The sequence below is a fragment of the Planococcus halocryophilus genome (assembly GCF_001687585.2).
In the GTDB taxonomy this organism is placed as follows: Bacteria; Bacillota; Bacilli; order Bacillales_A; family Planococcaceae; genus Planococcus; species Planococcus halocryophilus.
Genome location: NZ_CP016537.2, coordinates 1768080 through 1783513, shown reverse-complemented (window position 1 = coordinate 1783513; position 15434 = coordinate 1768080). Strand labels below are relative to the sequence as shown.

The following is a 15434-nucleotide window of genomic DNA, read 5'->3' as shown; positions in this document are numbered from 1 at the left end:
GATACATTATGCATTTCCTTTTTTTTATGAAACATTTTAGCTCTTGCTCATAAAAGATTGAAAAATCAGTTATAATAGAAATATAACCAAATATAAATATCTTCTAATGTTATAGATATTTTGAATGACTAGTATGCTTCTCATAGGAGGAATGCTCAGTGAAAATTGCTATTTTATCGGATATTCATGAAGGATTAAACCGGAAAAAAACTGAGACGGATATACTATCGCTTTTAAGAGACAGTTTAATCCAACATGCGCCGAATGTTTTTATCATGTGTGGTGATATGGCGACAGGGCCTGAAACAAGCCTCGATTTGCTAAATAAATTACAAAATGAATTGCCAAAAATTCAAGTGCTATATGTTCACGGTAATCACGATATTTATCATGAAGATTCCACTATTGCGTACGATAAATTATTAGCTTTTCCAGGAAATTTAGGAAGAGGTCCTATTCTGTTAAATGAAGAGTGGGTCGTCATCGGGGATGGGGGCTGGTACGATTATTCATTAGGTGTTTCTGGGTTTACGGAAGAAGAGTTTGAAGTCGGTCGCTGCAGTAATTTTACATGGCCAGACAAACTTCACGCCCATTGGCCAGAGAAGGATAAAGCAGTCACTGAGAAGTATGTAGCAAAACTGGAACAGTGGTTAAAAGAACATCGAGACAAAAAAATTATTTTGGTCAATCATTTCGTGCCGTTCGATCATTTTATCCGAATTAGAGATGAGCCAACTTGGGATTTTTTTAACGCCATGATGGGAAGTTCGCGATTTGGTGAGCTGGCCGAAAAATATGGTGTAAAAAAAATGATTTTTGGTCACACACATTCTCGTTATCATGAAGAATATAAAGGTATTGAGTGTATTTGCAACCCCCTGGGACATTATCCAAATGAGTGGGTACTTGACTCACCAAAAGAAGAAATCCATACTGCGATGAAAATCATCGAAATTTAATAGTAGTTTGTTTCTCTATTTATGATTACAAATTAGTTAACACAAAAACCTGCAAGCCCTATATGGCATGCAGGTTTTCTCATGTTAATAGCTTGTTTCAGGATTAATTTGAGACAAGCAGCGTATTTATTCAGTTTAGTAATTTCGCTATAAAACGAACCTTATGATTTTTTGCTTGTTAAGCGGCCGAGTAAAAATGCACCAGCTACTACACCTAATGCAGTATTCGTTTTTTTCGTGAATACTTGTTTAACGACCAAGTTCAAGTTTTGAGGACGCTCAGCAAGTCTGCGCATAAAATAGCCATACCAATCTGTACCGAAAGGAATGTACGTACAGAAATTATACCCTTGTGCTGCAAGTTCAAATTGCATTTCTTTACGGAAACCATAAAGCATTTGGAATTCAAACTTATCATTTGAAATATTATGGTCAATCACAAATTGTTTAACATGGTTAATAACGTTATGATCATGAGTTGCAATCGAAGTAAACTTACCATTTAACAAATGATACTCAATTAATTCGATATAATTTGCATCAATTTCTTCTTTTGTTTGGTAAGCAACTGTTTCAGGTTCTTTATATGCACCTTTAACAATTCGAAGACGGTAATTACTATATTTTTTAATGTCTTCTTGAGCTCGTAGGAAGTACGATTGAATTACTGTGCCGATGTTGTCGTAGCTTTTAGACAATGCCTCCATCAAGTCAAAAGAAGGTTGTAGGCGATCATAGTTTTCCATATCAATATTGATGAAAATGCCGAACTGAGACGCTTTATCAACAATTTCTTTAATGTTTTCAAAACAGAAATCATAATCGATATCGAGCCCTAATTGTGAAGGTTTTAATGAGATATGAGCATCTACATCATGTTTATGAATCGCATCAACAACACCCAAAATCTGGTTTTTTGCTTCTAATGCTTCTGCTTTATCATGGACAAATTCTCCCAGATTATCTATCGTGCAACTGATGCCTTGTGCATTTAATTCTTTAATACTGCCAATCGCTTCTTCAATGTTGGTCCCAGCAACAACGCTGTGAGCTCCAAGCTTGAAACCGTAGTTTTGAGCAGCTTTATTTAAAAGTTGGTTTTCTGAAAGGTGGATAAAGAAGTTTTTTACGATCATTTTTTATTGCCCCAATCTTCTCTGTATTTTCTAACGGAACAAATCGTTGAAGTTATAAAAATCTTCAACTTGTGTAGAATAAATAACTAGGTGCAAAATTATTTTGCATTAATAATTATCTCTATCTATAATAATGCAAAAAAATAATGCATATTGCAATCTTTATTTTTGATTTTTACTTATTATTTTTGTTGTTTATTAAATAATGCTGTAGAAGGTGACAATTACGTGGACAGTTTTTAATAATGCCAAACTTTGGTAATATAGAAAAGTAGAAAAAAATTAGGTAAATACATTAAAACAAGGAGCTGAAGACTTTTGACAAACTATCTTTTTGAATCCAAAAGCTTAGGATTTAGGCGTTGGAAAAACACAGACCGAGACAAATTTTCTGCTATGTCTAAAGACGTTGAGGTGATGCGTTATTTTCCTAAACGATTGTCGAAAGCTCAAGCGGATCAATTAATAGATCGCTTTGAAGCGCATATGGAAGATAAAGGATATACCATGTGGGCGGTAGAACGAAAAGAAGACGAGGCGTTTATCGGTTTTATCGGGTTACTGGAAATTACGATGGAGATAGAAGGGAAAGGTTCTGCAGAAATTGGTTGGCGCTTAGCCAAGAGATTTTGGAAAAAAGGTTACGCAACAGAAGGGGCGCAAGCTTGTTTAGCGTATGCGTTTGGCCCATTAAACATGAAGCAAGTGTATTCTTTTACTGCGGCAATTAACACCCCTTCTGAAACCGTGATGAAAAGAATTGGCATGATTAAAGTGGGAGAATTTGATCACCCAAAGCTTGAAAAGGGTAATTTACTTGAGCGGCACGTATTGTATAGAATTAATCGATGAGATTGGGGAGTAAGTATGAAAAAGCAAGTAGTAGATGTATTTAATGAGCTAGCAGGCATCTATAAGCAAATGGGAGATGCGAATAATTTATACAATACGCAATATGAAAGACCGGCGATGATGGAACTAGTCCCACAAGAGTTGGCCGGATTACATATACTCGATGCAGGCTGTTCTGCTGGTTGGTATTCTGAGCAATTGGCTCAACGAGGTGCACAAATAACAGCGGTAGATATTAGTCCAGAAATGGTCAAGCACACGCATAAATTACTGGGAGACAAAGCCTCTGTAATTTGTTTGGATTTAGAAGAAACCTTACCTTTTCAAGATGAAACGTTTGATGTTGTTGTTAGCTCGTTAACGTTACATTATTTAAAAGAGTGGAGAGAAACGTTTAAAGAACTTCACCGAGTATTAAAACCTGGAGGCAGCTTTCTTTTATCGATTCATCATCCGCTAACAGATCTAAAATTATTGGAAGACGTCGATTATTTTAGCACGGAGCTGATTGTGGATTCGTGGAACAAAGGAGGAAAGACGTACAAAGTGCCGTTTTTCCGTAAATCTTTGAGTGAAGTCTTTGAGTCACTACTTGCTCACTTTACAATCGAAAGAGTAGTAGAACCAAAACCAACTGAGATATTCAAAAAACTAGCACCCGAACAATATGCGAAGCTAATGAAGAGCCCAAACTTTTTAATCTTGAAAGTTAGTAAAAGTAAATAAGAAAAATGTTTCGTTATACTTATAAATTTTCAGTATGTATAATGTAATTGGTATAAAAAAACACAAGCCACTCAGTTTCAAGTGGCTTGTGTTTTTTGTTTTATTCGTCTTTATTGCACATGCAGCGTTCACATTCATAGATGATTGACTGCTGTTGCTCTTTGATTTCGCATCCGCACTCGCGGCATTCTTTCATTGTGCGTGTCTCATATGTTTTTGTCGTTTTCATAAGGATCTCCTCCAATAGTTTTTTAGGTTCTTGAATGCCGGGGCTGAGGATAAACGCTAGTCAAATTATAAGTTTTGTTTACTTAGTTGATGTAAATTGAGCTGTTTCAGTAGAACCTTTCATCGCCGTTGTTGAGCTAGTTCCACCTGATACGATTTGTGAAATCTCGTCAAAGTAGCTTGTTCCTACTTCGCGCTGGTGACGAGTGGCTGTGTAACCTTTTGATTCGTTCGCAAACTCAGCTTGCTGAAGTTTCGAGTAAGCGGCCATGCCGTGATCTTTGTAATCGTGAGCGAGCTCAAACATGCTGTGGTTTAATGAATGGAAACCAGCGAGTGTAACGAATTGGAATTTGTAACCCATTTTGCCAAGTTCAACTTGGAACTTCGCAATCGTTTCTTCATCAAGCTTCGCTTTCCAGTTGAACGATGGTGAACAGTTGTAGGCAAGTAATTTGCCAGGGAATTCTGCGTGAATTGCATCTGCAAATTGTTGTGCTTCTTCTAAGTTCGGGTGAGACGTTTCACACCAAACAAGATCTGCATAAGGCGCGTAAGCTAAGCCGCGTGCAATGGCTTGGTCGATGCCGGGATTTGTACGGTAAAAACCTTCAGGTGTGCGTTCGCCTGTAATAAATTTATGGTCACGAGGGTCGATGTCGCTAGTGATTAAGTCAGCTGCATCTGCGTCTGTACGAGCGATGATTAATGTCGGAACACCTAATACATCTGCTGCTAATCGAGCAGAAACTAAATTTCTAACAGCATTTTGAGTAGGCAATAATACTTTCCCGCCTAAATGTCCGCATTTTTTCTCGGAAGCTAACTGATCTTCAAAGTGAACGCCAGCAGCACCTGCTTCAATCATTGCTTTCATTAACTCATATACATTTAACGGTCCGCCAAACCCTGCTTCAGCATCTGCTACGATTGGTGCGAACCAATCAAATCCTTCTGTGCCTTCCACGCCATCAATTTGATCAGCGCGTTGAAGCGCTTGGTTAATTTTCTTTACAACATCTGGGACCGAATTGACAGGGTACAAACTTTGGTCAGGATACATTTGACCTGCAGAGTTAGCATCGGCCGCTACTTGCCAACCGCTCAAGTAAATTGCTTTCAATCCTGCTTTTACTTGTTGGACTGCCTGGTTACCGGTCAAAGCACCTAGAGCATTCACGAAATCCTCTTCATGAATCGAGTGGAATAAGCGCTCAGCACCTTTTCTTGCTAAAGTATGCTCGATTTGTACAGAACCGCGAAGTTTTACAACTTCTTCTGCTGTGTACATACGTTCAATGCCATTCCAACGACTGTCATTTTCCCAACTAGTATTCAGTTCCTCGATTTGTTGAAGTTTGTTTGCGACCATGTCATCCATCCCTTTCTGATTTGAAAAATTTAATTAACAACTGTATTAATACAGTTTGTTTTCTTGTTAATTAATATATAACAGAAAGGGTTTTTTGTCTTAAAAAATGGACAAAAGCGATTATTTCATGATAAAAGCAGATAATTGGCGATGAAGGAGAATGACTATTCTGATTTATTTCACGAATGCTGTTTCAACATCAATAGAAGATAGTTGGGTTAGATGAGCTTAATCTGAAATTAGCTATACTATAGTAGGAATTGTGAAAATCGAGCTCTTTTATTTATATCAGAGAGAACAGAACGGGTTTAAAACAGCGCTGGATATAGCTGTTAATCATTAAAAATCTTGAGTACTAAAAGCAGTTCCTTCTATATAATAGGTGTTTGTAAATTTATAATTTCTTAATAGGTGAAATATCAATAATTAACTCATGCAGCAGAGACGCGTCCAAGGGTTAGGAGAAGCGAAAAGACCAGTGCCGTTTCGGGCTTATCGCGAGAGCTATGCACAAAGCGTCTGAAGCGGGATTAGAAAGCGAACCCACAAAAAAACAGTCATAGCTATAAAAAGCAATGACTGTTTTTTGAAACTATTAAATTGCCGATTCTTAACGATCCAATCCCTTACCCATACCTCTCAGGAAATTAAGACCAAACTTAATGGTCCGGTTAATATCAGGATCACGTAAAGCTTTGAGAAGTTGGAAAACTCCTATTTTTTTACCATTTTGATTTTGTTCTTCAGCTTCTTTTAACCCTTTGACCACACTTGATGCTAATTGACCCGTTGATTCCGGGTCAATAGCAGTTAATGCGCCAGCAGCACTCATCATATTATTAATGAGATTTGTAACGGGTTCACGAGTAGCTTGTTCCATGACAACTTCGGCAATGCCTTCTTTGGCTTTGATCATGGCGAGCACAGCATCCAAAACGCCGGCATTATTTAAATCACCAGTAATATCTAATAATTTATTAAGTGACTCGTTTTGTTCAACGATCAAAGTTTCCAATTCAAAAAGCTTTTGCTGACGGATTTCTTCAGAGGTCCATTCTTTCTTCTTAATCTGAGTTATTGGACTTGCCATAGGACATCACCTTTCTATCGTTGATCTGTCAAATGCACATAGCCATCACGTGCCCATTTCCGTTCGACTTCAATGCCTGATTGTGGCGTGCGTTTTTTATCACGCGGATTAGATTGTGGTAGCGGACGTTTCACGTGATCTTTTAATACTTCCATACGAACTTTTGTCTGCTTGTAAGCAGGTGTATTTGTCCGCTGATCAACAGCAGGACCAGTCAAGAAATTGATTGCTGTTTCTTTTTTCGTCGAGTTCATTGGCAAGAACAGCTCGTTGTCTTTAACTCTGTCTGTTACAATGACCGGTAATTTTAATGCGCCATAAGGAGAGACCAGACGCACTGTCGAACCGTCTTCAAGTCCGCGTTCTTTTGCAAGTTTGGGTGACACTTCGACGAAAGTCTCAGGTAATTTAGAAAGTATTCCTTTTGATTTGTCGGTCATATTGCCTTCGTGGAAATGTTCCAACAAACGGCCATTGTTAATGTGTAAATCATATTCTTGCGGGAATACGACAGGCTCAATCCAGTCAGATAAAGCGAACCGTGCTTTTTTGTCAGGGAAGTTGAAGCCATCTACATATAGAAGAGGCGTACTTTCGCCTTCTAAGCTACCCCATAAGAAACTGTCCCAACCTTCCATATTTGTATAATCTGCTTTTGCAAATAGGGGAGACAGGCTTGCCATTTCAGCAAAGATTTCACTTGGGTGATTATAATTCCAACCAGCTCCTAGGCGGTTGGCAATTTCTTGAACAATCCACCAATCAGCTTTTGATTGTCCCTTTTCTGGTAGGGCTTTGTACAAACGTTGAACACGACGTTCTGTATTTGTAAACGTACCATCTTTTTCAAGTGATGGTGCAGCTGGTAAAATAACATCTGCATATTGTGCTGTACGTGAGAAGAAGATGTCTTGTACGACGAAAAAGTCCAGTTTCGATAAAACTTCATCAACATGGTTAGCATTCGAGTCAACTAAAGCCATATCTTCGCCAACAACGTACATCGCTTTCATAATGCCTTCATCTACAGCTTGTAGCATTTGGATGTTATCCATTCCTGGCTTGTCATCGATTTTCACGCCGTAAGCTTGCTCAAATTTTTGGCGAGCATTGTCATCGGTGATGTGTTGATATCCTGGTAACCACCCTGGTAATGAGCCCATATCGCATGCGCCTTGAACGTTATTGTGACCACGGAGTGGATAAGCACCCGCGCCTGGACGACGATAATTTCCTGTCGCTAGTAATAAGTTGGAAATAGCAGCAGACGTATCAGAACCACCTGTGTTTTGTGTAACGCCCATGCCCCAAAGAATACACGTGCCATCTGCGTCACGAATCATTTCTGCTGTACGGATAATTGTTTCTTTTGAAACACCACTTCGTTTTTCAGCATACTCTAATGTGTATTGAGCTAATACTTCTTTAAACTCGTTGAAATAATTGACGTTTTCATCTACAAATTGCTGATCGTGCCAGCCTTGATCGATCATGTATTTCGTGACAGCCATTAACCATACTTGGTCAGTACCTTGTTTAGGTGTAATGAAAATATCAGACCGCTCGGCCATTTCGTTTTTACGCATATCCGCAACAATCAATTTTTGTCCGTGCAATTTATGAGCACGTTTTACGCGTGTCGCTAAAACAGGGTGACCTTCTGCTGGGTTAGCCCCAACAATAATAACAAGTCCCGCACTACCAATATCTTTAATAGTTCCTGCATCTCCGCCCATTCCAACAGTACGGAACAATCCGTCAGTTGCTGGGGATTGGCAGTAACGTGAACAGTTGTCGACGTTATTCGTTTCAAACACTTGGCGACTTAGCTTTTGGATAACATAATTGTCTTCGTTGGTAATTTTTGAAGAAGAAATGACACCAATTGAGTCTTTGCCATTTTGTTCTTTAATCGCTTTAAACTTAGAAGCGACCAAATCCAGTGCTTCTTCCCAGCTAGCTTCAACAAATTCGCCATCTTTACGGATTAAAGGAGTTGTGATGCGTTCTTCGCTATTGACGAAATCCCAACCGAATTTACCTTTTACGCAAGTTGAGATTTGATTGGCAGGTGCATCTGATACTGGCTGGATTTTTAAGATTTTACGATCTTTTGTCCACACTTCAAACGAACAACCAACACCACAGAACGTACAAACGGTTTTGGTTTTTTTCGTACGTGTTTCACGCATTTTTGCTTCAGCATCCGAGACAGCCATAATACCGCTATAACCTGGTTCAACATCTTTTACTAAATCAATCATTGGACTAAGGACTTTTTCTGGGATGGCAGTCATAAAGCCTGCTTCACCTAGCATGGACGTTTCCATTAAGGCATTACATGGACAAGCGGTTACACATTGACCACAACTAACACATGAAGAGTCATTGATTTTAGCGCCACCGTCCCAAAGAACGATTGGACGATCACGCGCCCAATCCATCGTTAAAGTTTCGTTGACTTGTAAGTTCTGGCAAACTTCAACACATTGACCACATGCAATACATTGGTTTGGGTCATATCGGTAAAATGGATTTGTTAAATCAACTTCATCCACTGTACATTTTGGTTCGAAAGGATATTTTTGATGTTCAACTTCCATCATGTCGACCGTGTTGTGAACTTTACAGTTTCCGTTGTTATTGTCGCAAACGGTGCAATAAAGCAAGTGGTTTTCAAGAATTCGATCCATCGCTTCAGTTTGAGCTTCTTTCGCACGTGGGGAAGCAAGTTGGACATCCATTCCAGCAACAGCTGTTGTGGAACACGAACGAACAAGTTTACCGTCGACTTCTACGATACACGTGTCACAAGTTTCGATTGGATCTAGTTCGGGCATATAACATATTTGTGGGTGAAGAATTTTCTGTTCGTTTAGCACTTGTAAAATGGTTTTTCCTTGTTCGAACTCAGTAAGGGAGCCGTTAATTTTTATCGACATGCAAAAACCTCCTTTTTGATATAAAAAAATCCACTATGAAAAACACACTTGACAAGTGCATCTGTTTCATAGTGGAATAGTGTCTTAACAGGACTTGTTAAATGACCAATCCAAAATTATTAAGTAAAGTGAAAGCGCTGTCGCAAGAACTTACGACAGTACCAACGTATGTTATTATTATAAACAGTAAAAATGTCTTATACAACTAAAATATTCATTGGTCAATAAATTAATCCGTACGATAGGGAGTAGAAGTATATGTCTAGACAAATCCATGAATTTAACGACATTATTCGGAAATTACGTAAAAACTTATTCGGCAAAGGCCCTGAGCGGATCCACACGGTATTTGTGAACGATATGGCGATTTCAACTTTGTATGGCAACCTTAGCCCTTCCGAACAATTTATCGCGAGAACTCCCGAAGGAAAAGAAATGGTTCACGCAGCACGCACGCGCATGATTCAAAGCGTATATGCTTCTGCTGCACCAGAAGGCATGGAAAAACTGGTTAATGCTAAATTTGTTCACCTGTTTTCAGATATCAAAATAGAAGATGATATTGCTGTATCTGTTTTTCTTTTCGATAGACCGATTGATCAATCGGGGCAGATAGGAGAAAAAAAAGATGAAACAAGATAAAGTACGAAAAATCATTCGCTTTGAAAAAGGTGCTTTTACCGAAAAAGAAGATCGTGTGGTTGTTGAGCAACCTGCCACCATTAAAATTAACGGCAAAGAATTTATCACTATTGTTTGTTCCCCTGACAAAATGGAAGAGATGGCTATTGGATTTTTGGTTTCTGAGCGAATCATCCCAAACTATAAAGACATTCAAGACATTCGAGTAGAAGAAAAAACAGGTACAGTGCACATCACTGCAAGAAAAGTGTATCCGTTTTTTGAGCAATTACAAAACAAGCGGTTTATTAGTTCCTGCTGCGGCATGAGTCGTCAAGGGTTTGTTTTTGCGCATGATGCCATGATTGCGAAGAAAATGACAGAAGTTCGAGTGACATTAACGCCAGAAAATTGTTTTCAACTTATGACAGAGATGGGCGAGTCAGCAGAAATGTTTAAGCAAACAGGCGGCGTACATAATGCGGCTCTTTGCGATGCGAATGGCATCATTGTTTCTCGTATGGATATTGGGAGACATAATGCATTGGATAAAATATATGGATATTGCTTAATGAATGATATTGACGTTCGCGATAAAGTGATCGTTTTTAGCGGCAGAATTTCTTCTGAAATTTTAATGAAAGTGGCAAAAATCGGATGTGAAATTGTTCTTTCAAAATCTGCACCTACAGAACTGGCATTAACTTTAGCTGAAGACTTAGGGATCACGGCAATCGGCTTTATCCGCGGCAGTTCATTTAATCTTTATACACATCCCGAACGAATTGTGGGAGAAAAACCGGAAGAAGTTTTCGAAAAAAAATCTGGTGACAAATAAAAAGAAGGGTGCTATGATTCTAATCGTCTTATTATTCACAAATTAAACACATTTACAATCAAGAGTTTAGCTGTAGTTTTACAGCTTTCTTTTTTTTGAAATTAACCACGTAACTACGGAAAACTGATGATTTGTCTTTTTGAGAAATCATTTTATATAGTTAGATACAATTTCACCAGGAGGTCAGAGAAAATGAAAAAGAAACCAAAAAACAGATGGCTGATTGCATTATCTGCAGTGGGGATTCATATATCAATCGGATCTGTTTATGCATGGAGCAATTTTACAAACCCCTTAATCGACCAATTTGGCTGGTCAACTAGTCAAGTGCAATTGACATTTAGTATTGCCATCTTATTTTTAGGATTATCTGCCGCTTTTTTTGGGAGTTTTGTTGAAAAATACGGTCCTCGAAAAGCGGGACTAGTCGCAGCTATGTTTTTTGGTACAGGGATTATCGGATCAGGTTTTGCTGTAAGCGCTTCCTCTTTGCCGATGCTATATCTGTTTTACGGAGCACTTGGCGGAATCGGACTTGGAATCGGTTATATTGCCCCTGTTTCAACTTTAGTAAAATGGTTTCCTGACCGTCGCGGTTTAGCAACAGGTCTTGCCATTATGGGCTTTGGATTTGCAGCTGCAATAAGCAGTCCAATTATGGAAAAGCTCATCACAACTGTAGGAGTAGAACAAACCTTTTATATTTTAGGGGCTGCTTATTTAATCATTATGCTATTGTCTTCACTTTATCTTGAGAAACCTCCAGAAGGTTGGTCTCCAGCTGGATTCGAAGAAAAACTTACTAGTGGGAAAGCGGAACGAAAAGTTGACTTGTCTCAACTGACTGCTAACGAAGCGATTAAAACAAAACGTTTTTATTATTTATGGTTTATGTTATTTATCAACGTGACGTGCGGGATTGCAATTTTATCAGCTGCCAAACCAATGGCAATTGACAGTATCGGCATGACTACCGTTCAAGCGGCAGCATTAGTTGGTGTTCTTGGAATATTTAACGGTCTTGGCCGCCTTGGTTGGGCTACAATTTCCGATTATATCGGACGCCCAAATACGTACACTGCATTTTTTGTTATTCAAATTGCATTGTTTGCGTTCTTGCCGTTTACAACAAATGCGTTATTCTTCCAAATTATGCTAGCTATCATTTACACTTGCTACGGCGGTGGATTTGCATCGATCCCAGCGTATATTGCTGATATTTTTGGCACTAAACAGCTTGGTGCGATTCACGGATATATTTTGACAGCTTGGGCAGCAGCTGGTCTTGCGGGACCATTATTTGCAGCTTACATGAAAGACAAAACAGGAAGTTACGAAGGCAGTCTGATGTTCTTTGCAGGCCTGTTTGTTGTAGCACTTGTTATATCACTTGTAATTCGTCTTGATATTCGGAGACTTCGAGCTAAAAACGCAGAAATGGCAGTACCTGCAAATACAGAAGTTGTTAGTGACTGAGTTAAACTATTCAACAAATGATTTAGTTGGAAAACCTTGAAAGTTTCAATTTTCAAGGTTTTTTCTTTATATTAAAAATGCTTGTTTGACATGCTTAATCACTTTGTATAAGTTTAGTACGATAAGAAACTTTTTTAAAACTTAAAAAATACATAAGCAGTAAAACATATTGAGAACTTTATTTTCCTAAAGGAGCTGAAGTGGAATGGTCGAAAAACGGACTCCATTACCTGTTGCAGAAGCGGTAAAAAAAGTAGTAGAACAGGCTTTTTCAATTGGTACTGAAACAATAGATTTAGAAGAAAGTTACGGCCGTATTCTAGCAGAACCGATTATTGCGTCGAGTGATGTGCCGCCTTTTGATCGTTCACCTTATGACGGGTTTGCTATTCGTGCAATTGATTCTGAAGGTGCATCGGGTGACAATCGGATTGCCTTTAAAGTAATTGACCATATTGGAGCAGGAGAAGTTTCTTCAAAAAAACTGCAAGCATTTGAGGCCATTCGCATTATGACGGGAGCACAATTGCCAAAAGCGGCAGATGCTGTTGTTATGTTTGAACAAACGCAAGAAACGGATGAAGGAATAACCATTCGAAAGCCGTTTCTGTCTCTAGAAAACGTTTCTTTACAAGGTGAAGATCTTCGGAGAAATGAAGTAGTAATTGAAAGTGGGAGTTTTATCAACCCAGGAACCATCGCTTTACTCGCGACTTTTGGCTATTCTCAAATTTTGGTGGCAAAACAGCCAACTGTAGGCATTCTTTCAACCGGGACAGAATTATTAGCAGTAGAAGATGATTTAGTACCGGGGAAAATACGAAACAGTAATGGACCAATGATCGTAGCTCAGTTAAAGCGAATGGGTTTACGCTGTAAAATGTATGGCATGTCAATCGACAATTTGGACGAAAGTTACCGAGTTGTAAAAAAGGCAGCAGAAGAAACAGATTGTCTTATTACTACAGGTGGTGTTTCCGTAGGAGATTTCGATTTTCTTCCGGCTATTTACGAAAAACTTGGAGCACAAGTATTATTCAATAAAGTCGCTATGCGCCCAGGCAGTGTAACGACAGTTGCAGTGGCAAATGGTCGCTTTTTGTTCGGCTTATCAGGTAACCCATCTGCTTGTTTTACAGGCTTCGAATTGTTTGCGCGTCCAGCACTTTTAAAAATGATGGGAGCACAAAAACTATATATGCCACATACCATTGCAGTACTAGGTGAAGATTTTAAGAAAGCCAATCCGTTTACCCGTTTTGTTCGGGCAATTTATGATGGCAAAACAGTTTCGCCAGCGGGATTCAATAAATCCAATGCCGTATCTTCCATAGCACGAGGCAATGCATTAATCGTGTTGCCAGGTGGGTCGCGAGGCTATCAAACAGGCGATACTGTAGACGTTTTGCTGCTCGGTACAGAAGAAGGCGCGGCTAGGTGGCAGTTGTGAAAGTGCTACAAATAGTTGGGTATAAAAATAGTGGCAAAACGACAATAACTTTACAATTGCTAAAACTTGCAAAAAGGAGCGGGAAAAAAATAACTGCGATCAAGCATCACGGACATGGCGGCGCACTCAATATGCCGAGTGCTAAAACTGATAGCATGCGACATTTCGAAAGAGGTGCAGATTGTTCTATTGCTTATGGTGATGGAGTTATTCAAATGCATCAGCGAAAACAAGAGGCGACACTAGACGATTTACTTGCACTTGCGGCTAGTGGAAATCCAGACATAGTTTTGGTAGAAGGATTTAAAGAAGCTCATTATGAAAAAATTGTTTTGCTCAATTCTGTAGATGATTGGATCACGCTACAAAAATTGAAACAAATTCAATTAGTTGTTTCACCAGAAGCAGTAGAACTGGACAATGCACGTATGATTCTGCAGAATGACAGTAAGCAATTAGCGACTTGGTTTATTAACTGGATGGATGGTGACAGTCATGAAAGCGTTTGAAATCGTAACAACCGCGATCAATCCTCAACTTTATGCAGATTTCGTTTTGCGGCCAGAAGCGGGAGCGGTGACGTTATTTACAGGACATGTTCGTGAATGGACAAAAGGTGTGCGAACAATGTATTTATCATATGAAGCTTATGTACCTATGGCTGAGAAAAAACTAGCTCAAATTGGAGCGGAAATTGAACAGCGCTGGGAAGGCACGAAAGTAGCGATTGCCCACCGTATCGGTGAGCTTCAAATTAGCGATATCGCAGTGGTTATCGCGGTATCATCTCCACATAGAAAAACTGCATATGAAGCTAATGAATATGCCATAGAGCGAATTAAAGAAATTGTACCAATTTGGAAAAAGGAAATTTGGGAAGACGGAGAAGAGTGGATTGGAGACCAGAAGAAAAAACCGGAAGGGGGATTAACATGATCAGCTTAGTATATTTTGCAGGACTCAAAGATCAAACGGGCGTGTCAGAAGAACAAGTGGATATGGCAGGGAAAACTGTTGATGAATTATGGCAATGGGCGACTGAGAAATATCCGGAATTTCTTAGTGGGGCAGCCCGTTTAGCTGTGAATGAAGAATATGCGTTACCGACAGATGTACTGGAGACTGGGGATGTTGTTGCTTTTATCCCCCCGGTAAGCGGAGGGTGACGTTGACTGTAGGAATCTTACTTGCAGGCGGCTTATCTCGTCGGTTCGGCTCTCCTAAAGCATTCGCTGAAATAGAAGGAGAGTTTTTTTATGAATGTGCATATCGAGCATTAGCCGGAGTATGCAATCGTATTGTTGTTGTCTCAAGACCAGAACTGGTATCGCGATTTCCAGCTGATTACAATGTCATTACGGATATTGATTGGATTAAAGGACAAGGCCCGCTGGCTGGAATTTACTCAGGTATGGCTGCCATACACGCAGACAAATATGTGGTATTGCCTTGTGATATGCCTTTTATAGGACCTGCAGAAACTAAAAAACTTGTCGCTTTAGCAGATGCGTCTGCAGATATAACAGCTGTTTGGAACGCGACTGAAAAAATTCCTTTGTTTAGCATTTGGGATAGTCACATAAAAGAACAGCTACAAAAAGAACTAGAAAACGGACAATTACGGGTTATGAAATTTATGGAGAAAGTAACAACTGAATGGATTGATACATCAGCTATCCATGAAAATCAGCTTGTTTTTCGCAATTTTAATCACCCGGATGATTAAAAAAGGAGATGGCAG

Annotated in this window: 16 protein-coding genes; 11 read left to right on the top strand and 5 right to left on the bottom strand. The window is 39.2% G+C overall.

Going from position 1 to position 15434, the window contains the following annotated elements:
• Positions 1-158 precede the first annotated feature (158 nt).
• Entirely contained in the window at positions 159-962 is an 804-nt protein-coding gene (locus BBI08_RS08945) for a metallophosphoesterase (RefSeq protein ID WP_083383305.1), read from the top strand.
• A 161-nt stretch (positions 963-1123) separates the two neighbouring features.
• On the opposite strand, the gene BBI08_RS08940 is transcribed toward BBI08_RS08945, so the two are convergent.
• Positions 1124-2098 carry a proline dehydrogenase family protein gene (locus BBI08_RS08940; protein ID WP_065528000.1) on the bottom strand — a complete coding sequence of 325 codons (975 nt, stop codon included), beginning with the start codon at positions 2096-2098 and terminating at the stop codon, positions 1124-1126.
• A gap of 318 nt (positions 2099-2416) precedes the next feature.
• On the opposite strand from BBI08_RS08940, the gene BBI08_RS08935 reads away from it, so the two are divergent.
• A complete protein-coding gene (locus BBI08_RS08935; RefSeq protein ID WP_008497467.1) occupies positions 2417-2950 on the top strand; it encodes a GNAT family N-acetyltransferase in 534 nt (177 codons plus the stop codon).
• A 15-nt stretch (positions 2951-2965) separates the two neighbouring features.
• Complete coding sequence (locus BBI08_RS08930; RefSeq protein ID WP_008497466.1) at positions 2966-3676, top strand: class I SAM-dependent methyltransferase; 711 nt, start codon at positions 2966-2968, stop codon at positions 3674-3676.
• A 100-nt stretch (positions 3677-3776) separates the two neighbouring features.
• On the opposite strand, the gene BBI08_RS17185 is transcribed toward BBI08_RS08930, so the two are convergent.
• From BBI08_RS17185 to fdhF, 4 genes are all read right to left on the bottom strand, one after another.
• Complete coding sequence (locus BBI08_RS17185; protein WP_008428307.1) at positions 3777-3905, bottom strand: hypothetical protein; 129 nt, start codon at positions 3903-3905, stop codon at positions 3777-3779.
• A gap of 78 nt (positions 3906-3983) precedes the next feature.
• The gene (gene aceA, locus BBI08_RS08925; protein ID WP_040850775.1) at positions 3984-5276 is read right to left on the bottom strand and encodes an isocitrate lyase; all 1293 of its coding nucleotides are present in this window, start codon (positions 5274-5276) and stop codon (positions 3984-3986) included.
• Between the two features lie 610 nt (positions 5277-5886).
• Complete coding sequence (locus BBI08_RS08920; protein ID WP_008497464.1) at positions 5887-6366, bottom strand: helical membrane plugin domain-containing protein; 480 nt, start codon at positions 6364-6366, stop codon at positions 5887-5889.
• Positions 6367-6380: 14 nt separating this feature from the next.
• Positions 6381-9308, bottom strand: coding sequence for a formate dehydrogenase subunit alpha (fdhF, locus tag BBI08_RS08915; RefSeq protein WP_065527999.1), 2928 nt, complete (start codon positions 9306-9308; stop codon positions 6381-6383).
• 258 nt (positions 9309-9566) lie between these two features.
• On the opposite strand from fdhF, the gene BBI08_RS08910 reads away from it, so the two are divergent.
• From BBI08_RS08910 to mobA, 8 genes are all read left to right on the top strand, one after another.
• Positions 9567-9950: a Na-translocating system protein MpsC family protein gene (locus BBI08_RS08910; protein ID WP_065527998.1), complete on the top strand. Its 384-nt coding sequence runs from the start codon at positions 9567-9569 to the stop codon at positions 9948-9950.
• Positions 9937-10767 (top strand): formate dehydrogenase accessory sulfurtransferase FdhD, encoded by an 831-nt coding sequence (gene fdhD, locus BBI08_RS08905; RefSeq protein ID WP_065527997.1) that lies wholly within the window; start codon positions 9937-9939, stop codon positions 10765-10767. The genes BBI08_RS08910 and fdhD overlap by 14 nt, the downstream gene beginning before the upstream one ends.
• A 192-nt stretch (positions 10768-10959) precedes the next feature.
• Positions 10960-12243, top strand: a complete 1284-nt coding sequence (locus BBI08_RS08900) for an L-lactate MFS transporter (protein ID WP_008497463.1) — start codon at positions 10960-10962, stop codon at positions 12241-12243.
• A gap of 205 nt (positions 12244-12448) precedes the next feature.
• The gene (locus BBI08_RS08895; RefSeq protein ID WP_008497462.1) at positions 12449-13693 is read left to right on the top strand and encodes a molybdopterin molybdotransferase MoeA; all 1245 of its coding nucleotides are present in this window, start codon (positions 12449-12451) and stop codon (positions 13691-13693) included.
• The gene (mobB, locus tag BBI08_RS08890) at positions 13681-14202 is read left to right on the top strand and encodes a molybdopterin-guanine dinucleotide biosynthesis protein B (protein ID WP_155800255.1); all 522 of its coding nucleotides are present in this window, start codon (positions 13681-13683) and stop codon (positions 14200-14202) included. The genes BBI08_RS08895 and mobB overlap by 13 nt, the downstream gene beginning before the upstream one ends.
• On the top strand, positions 14189-14629 hold the full coding sequence (locus BBI08_RS08885; RefSeq protein ID WP_065527996.1) for a molybdenum cofactor biosynthesis protein MoaE: 441 nt from the start codon (positions 14189-14191) through the stop codon (positions 14627-14629). The genes mobB and BBI08_RS08885 overlap by 14 nt, the downstream gene beginning before the upstream one ends.
• Complete coding sequence (gene moaD, locus BBI08_RS08880) at positions 14626-14859, top strand: molybdopterin converting factor subunit 1 (protein WP_008497459.1); 234 nt, start codon at positions 14626-14628, stop codon at positions 14857-14859. Before BBI08_RS08885 ends, moaD begins: the two co-directional genes overlap by 4 nt.
• Positions 14856-15419 (top strand): molybdenum cofactor guanylyltransferase, encoded by a 564-nt coding sequence (mobA, locus tag BBI08_RS08875; protein ID WP_236610177.1) that lies wholly within the window; start codon positions 14856-14858, stop codon positions 15417-15419. Before moaD ends, mobA begins: the two co-directional genes overlap by 4 nt.
• Positions 15420-15434 lie beyond the last annotated feature (15 nt).

What these genes read in the sequence shown, in the direction of transcription:
- BBI08_RS08940 (WP_065528000.1), bottom strand. Translation starts at nt 2,098, where the DNA reads ATGATCGTAAAAAACTTCTTTATCCACCTTTCAGAAAACCAACTTTTA.
- BBI08_RS08930 (WP_008497466.1), top strand. Translation starts at nt 2,966, where the DNA reads ATGAAAAAGCAAGTAGTAGATGTATTTAATGAGCTAGCAGGCATCTAT.
- BBI08_RS17185 (WP_008428307.1), bottom strand. Translation starts at nt 3,905, where the DNA reads ATGAAAACGACAAAAACATATGAGACACGCACAATGAAAGAATGCCGC.
- aceA (WP_040850775.1), bottom strand. Translation starts at nt 5,276, where the DNA reads ATGGTCGCAAACAAACTTCAACAAATCGAGGAACTGAATACTAGTTGG.
- BBI08_RS08920 (WP_008497464.1), bottom strand. Translation starts at nt 6,366, where the DNA reads ATGGCAAGTCCAATAACTCAGATTAAGAAGAAAGAATGGACCTCTGAA.
- fdhF (WP_065527999.1), bottom strand. Translation starts at nt 9,308, where the DNA reads ATGTCGATAAAAATTAACGGCTCCCTTACTGAGTTCGAACAAGGAAAA.
- BBI08_RS08910 (WP_065527998.1), top strand. Translation starts at nt 9,567, where the DNA reads ATGTCTAGACAAATCCATGAATTTAACGACATTATTCGGAAATTACGT.
- fdhD (WP_065527997.1), top strand. Translation starts at nt 9,937, where the DNA reads ATGAAACAAGATAAAGTACGAAAAATCATTCGCTTTGAAAAAGGTGCT.
- BBI08_RS08900 (WP_008497463.1), top strand. Translation starts at nt 10,960, where the DNA reads ATGAAAAAGAAACCAAAAAACAGATGGCTGATTGCATTATCTGCAGTG.
- BBI08_RS08895 (WP_008497462.1), top strand. Translation starts at nt 12,449, where the DNA reads ATGGTCGAAAAACGGACTCCATTACCTGTTGCAGAAGCGGTAAAAAAA.
- BBI08_RS08885 (WP_065527996.1), top strand. Translation starts at nt 14,189, where the DNA reads ATGAAAGCGTTTGAAATCGTAACAACCGCGATCAATCCTCAACTTTAT.
- moaD (WP_008497459.1), top strand. Translation starts at nt 14,626, where the DNA reads ATGATCAGCTTAGTATATTTTGCAGGACTCAAAGATCAAACGGGCGTG.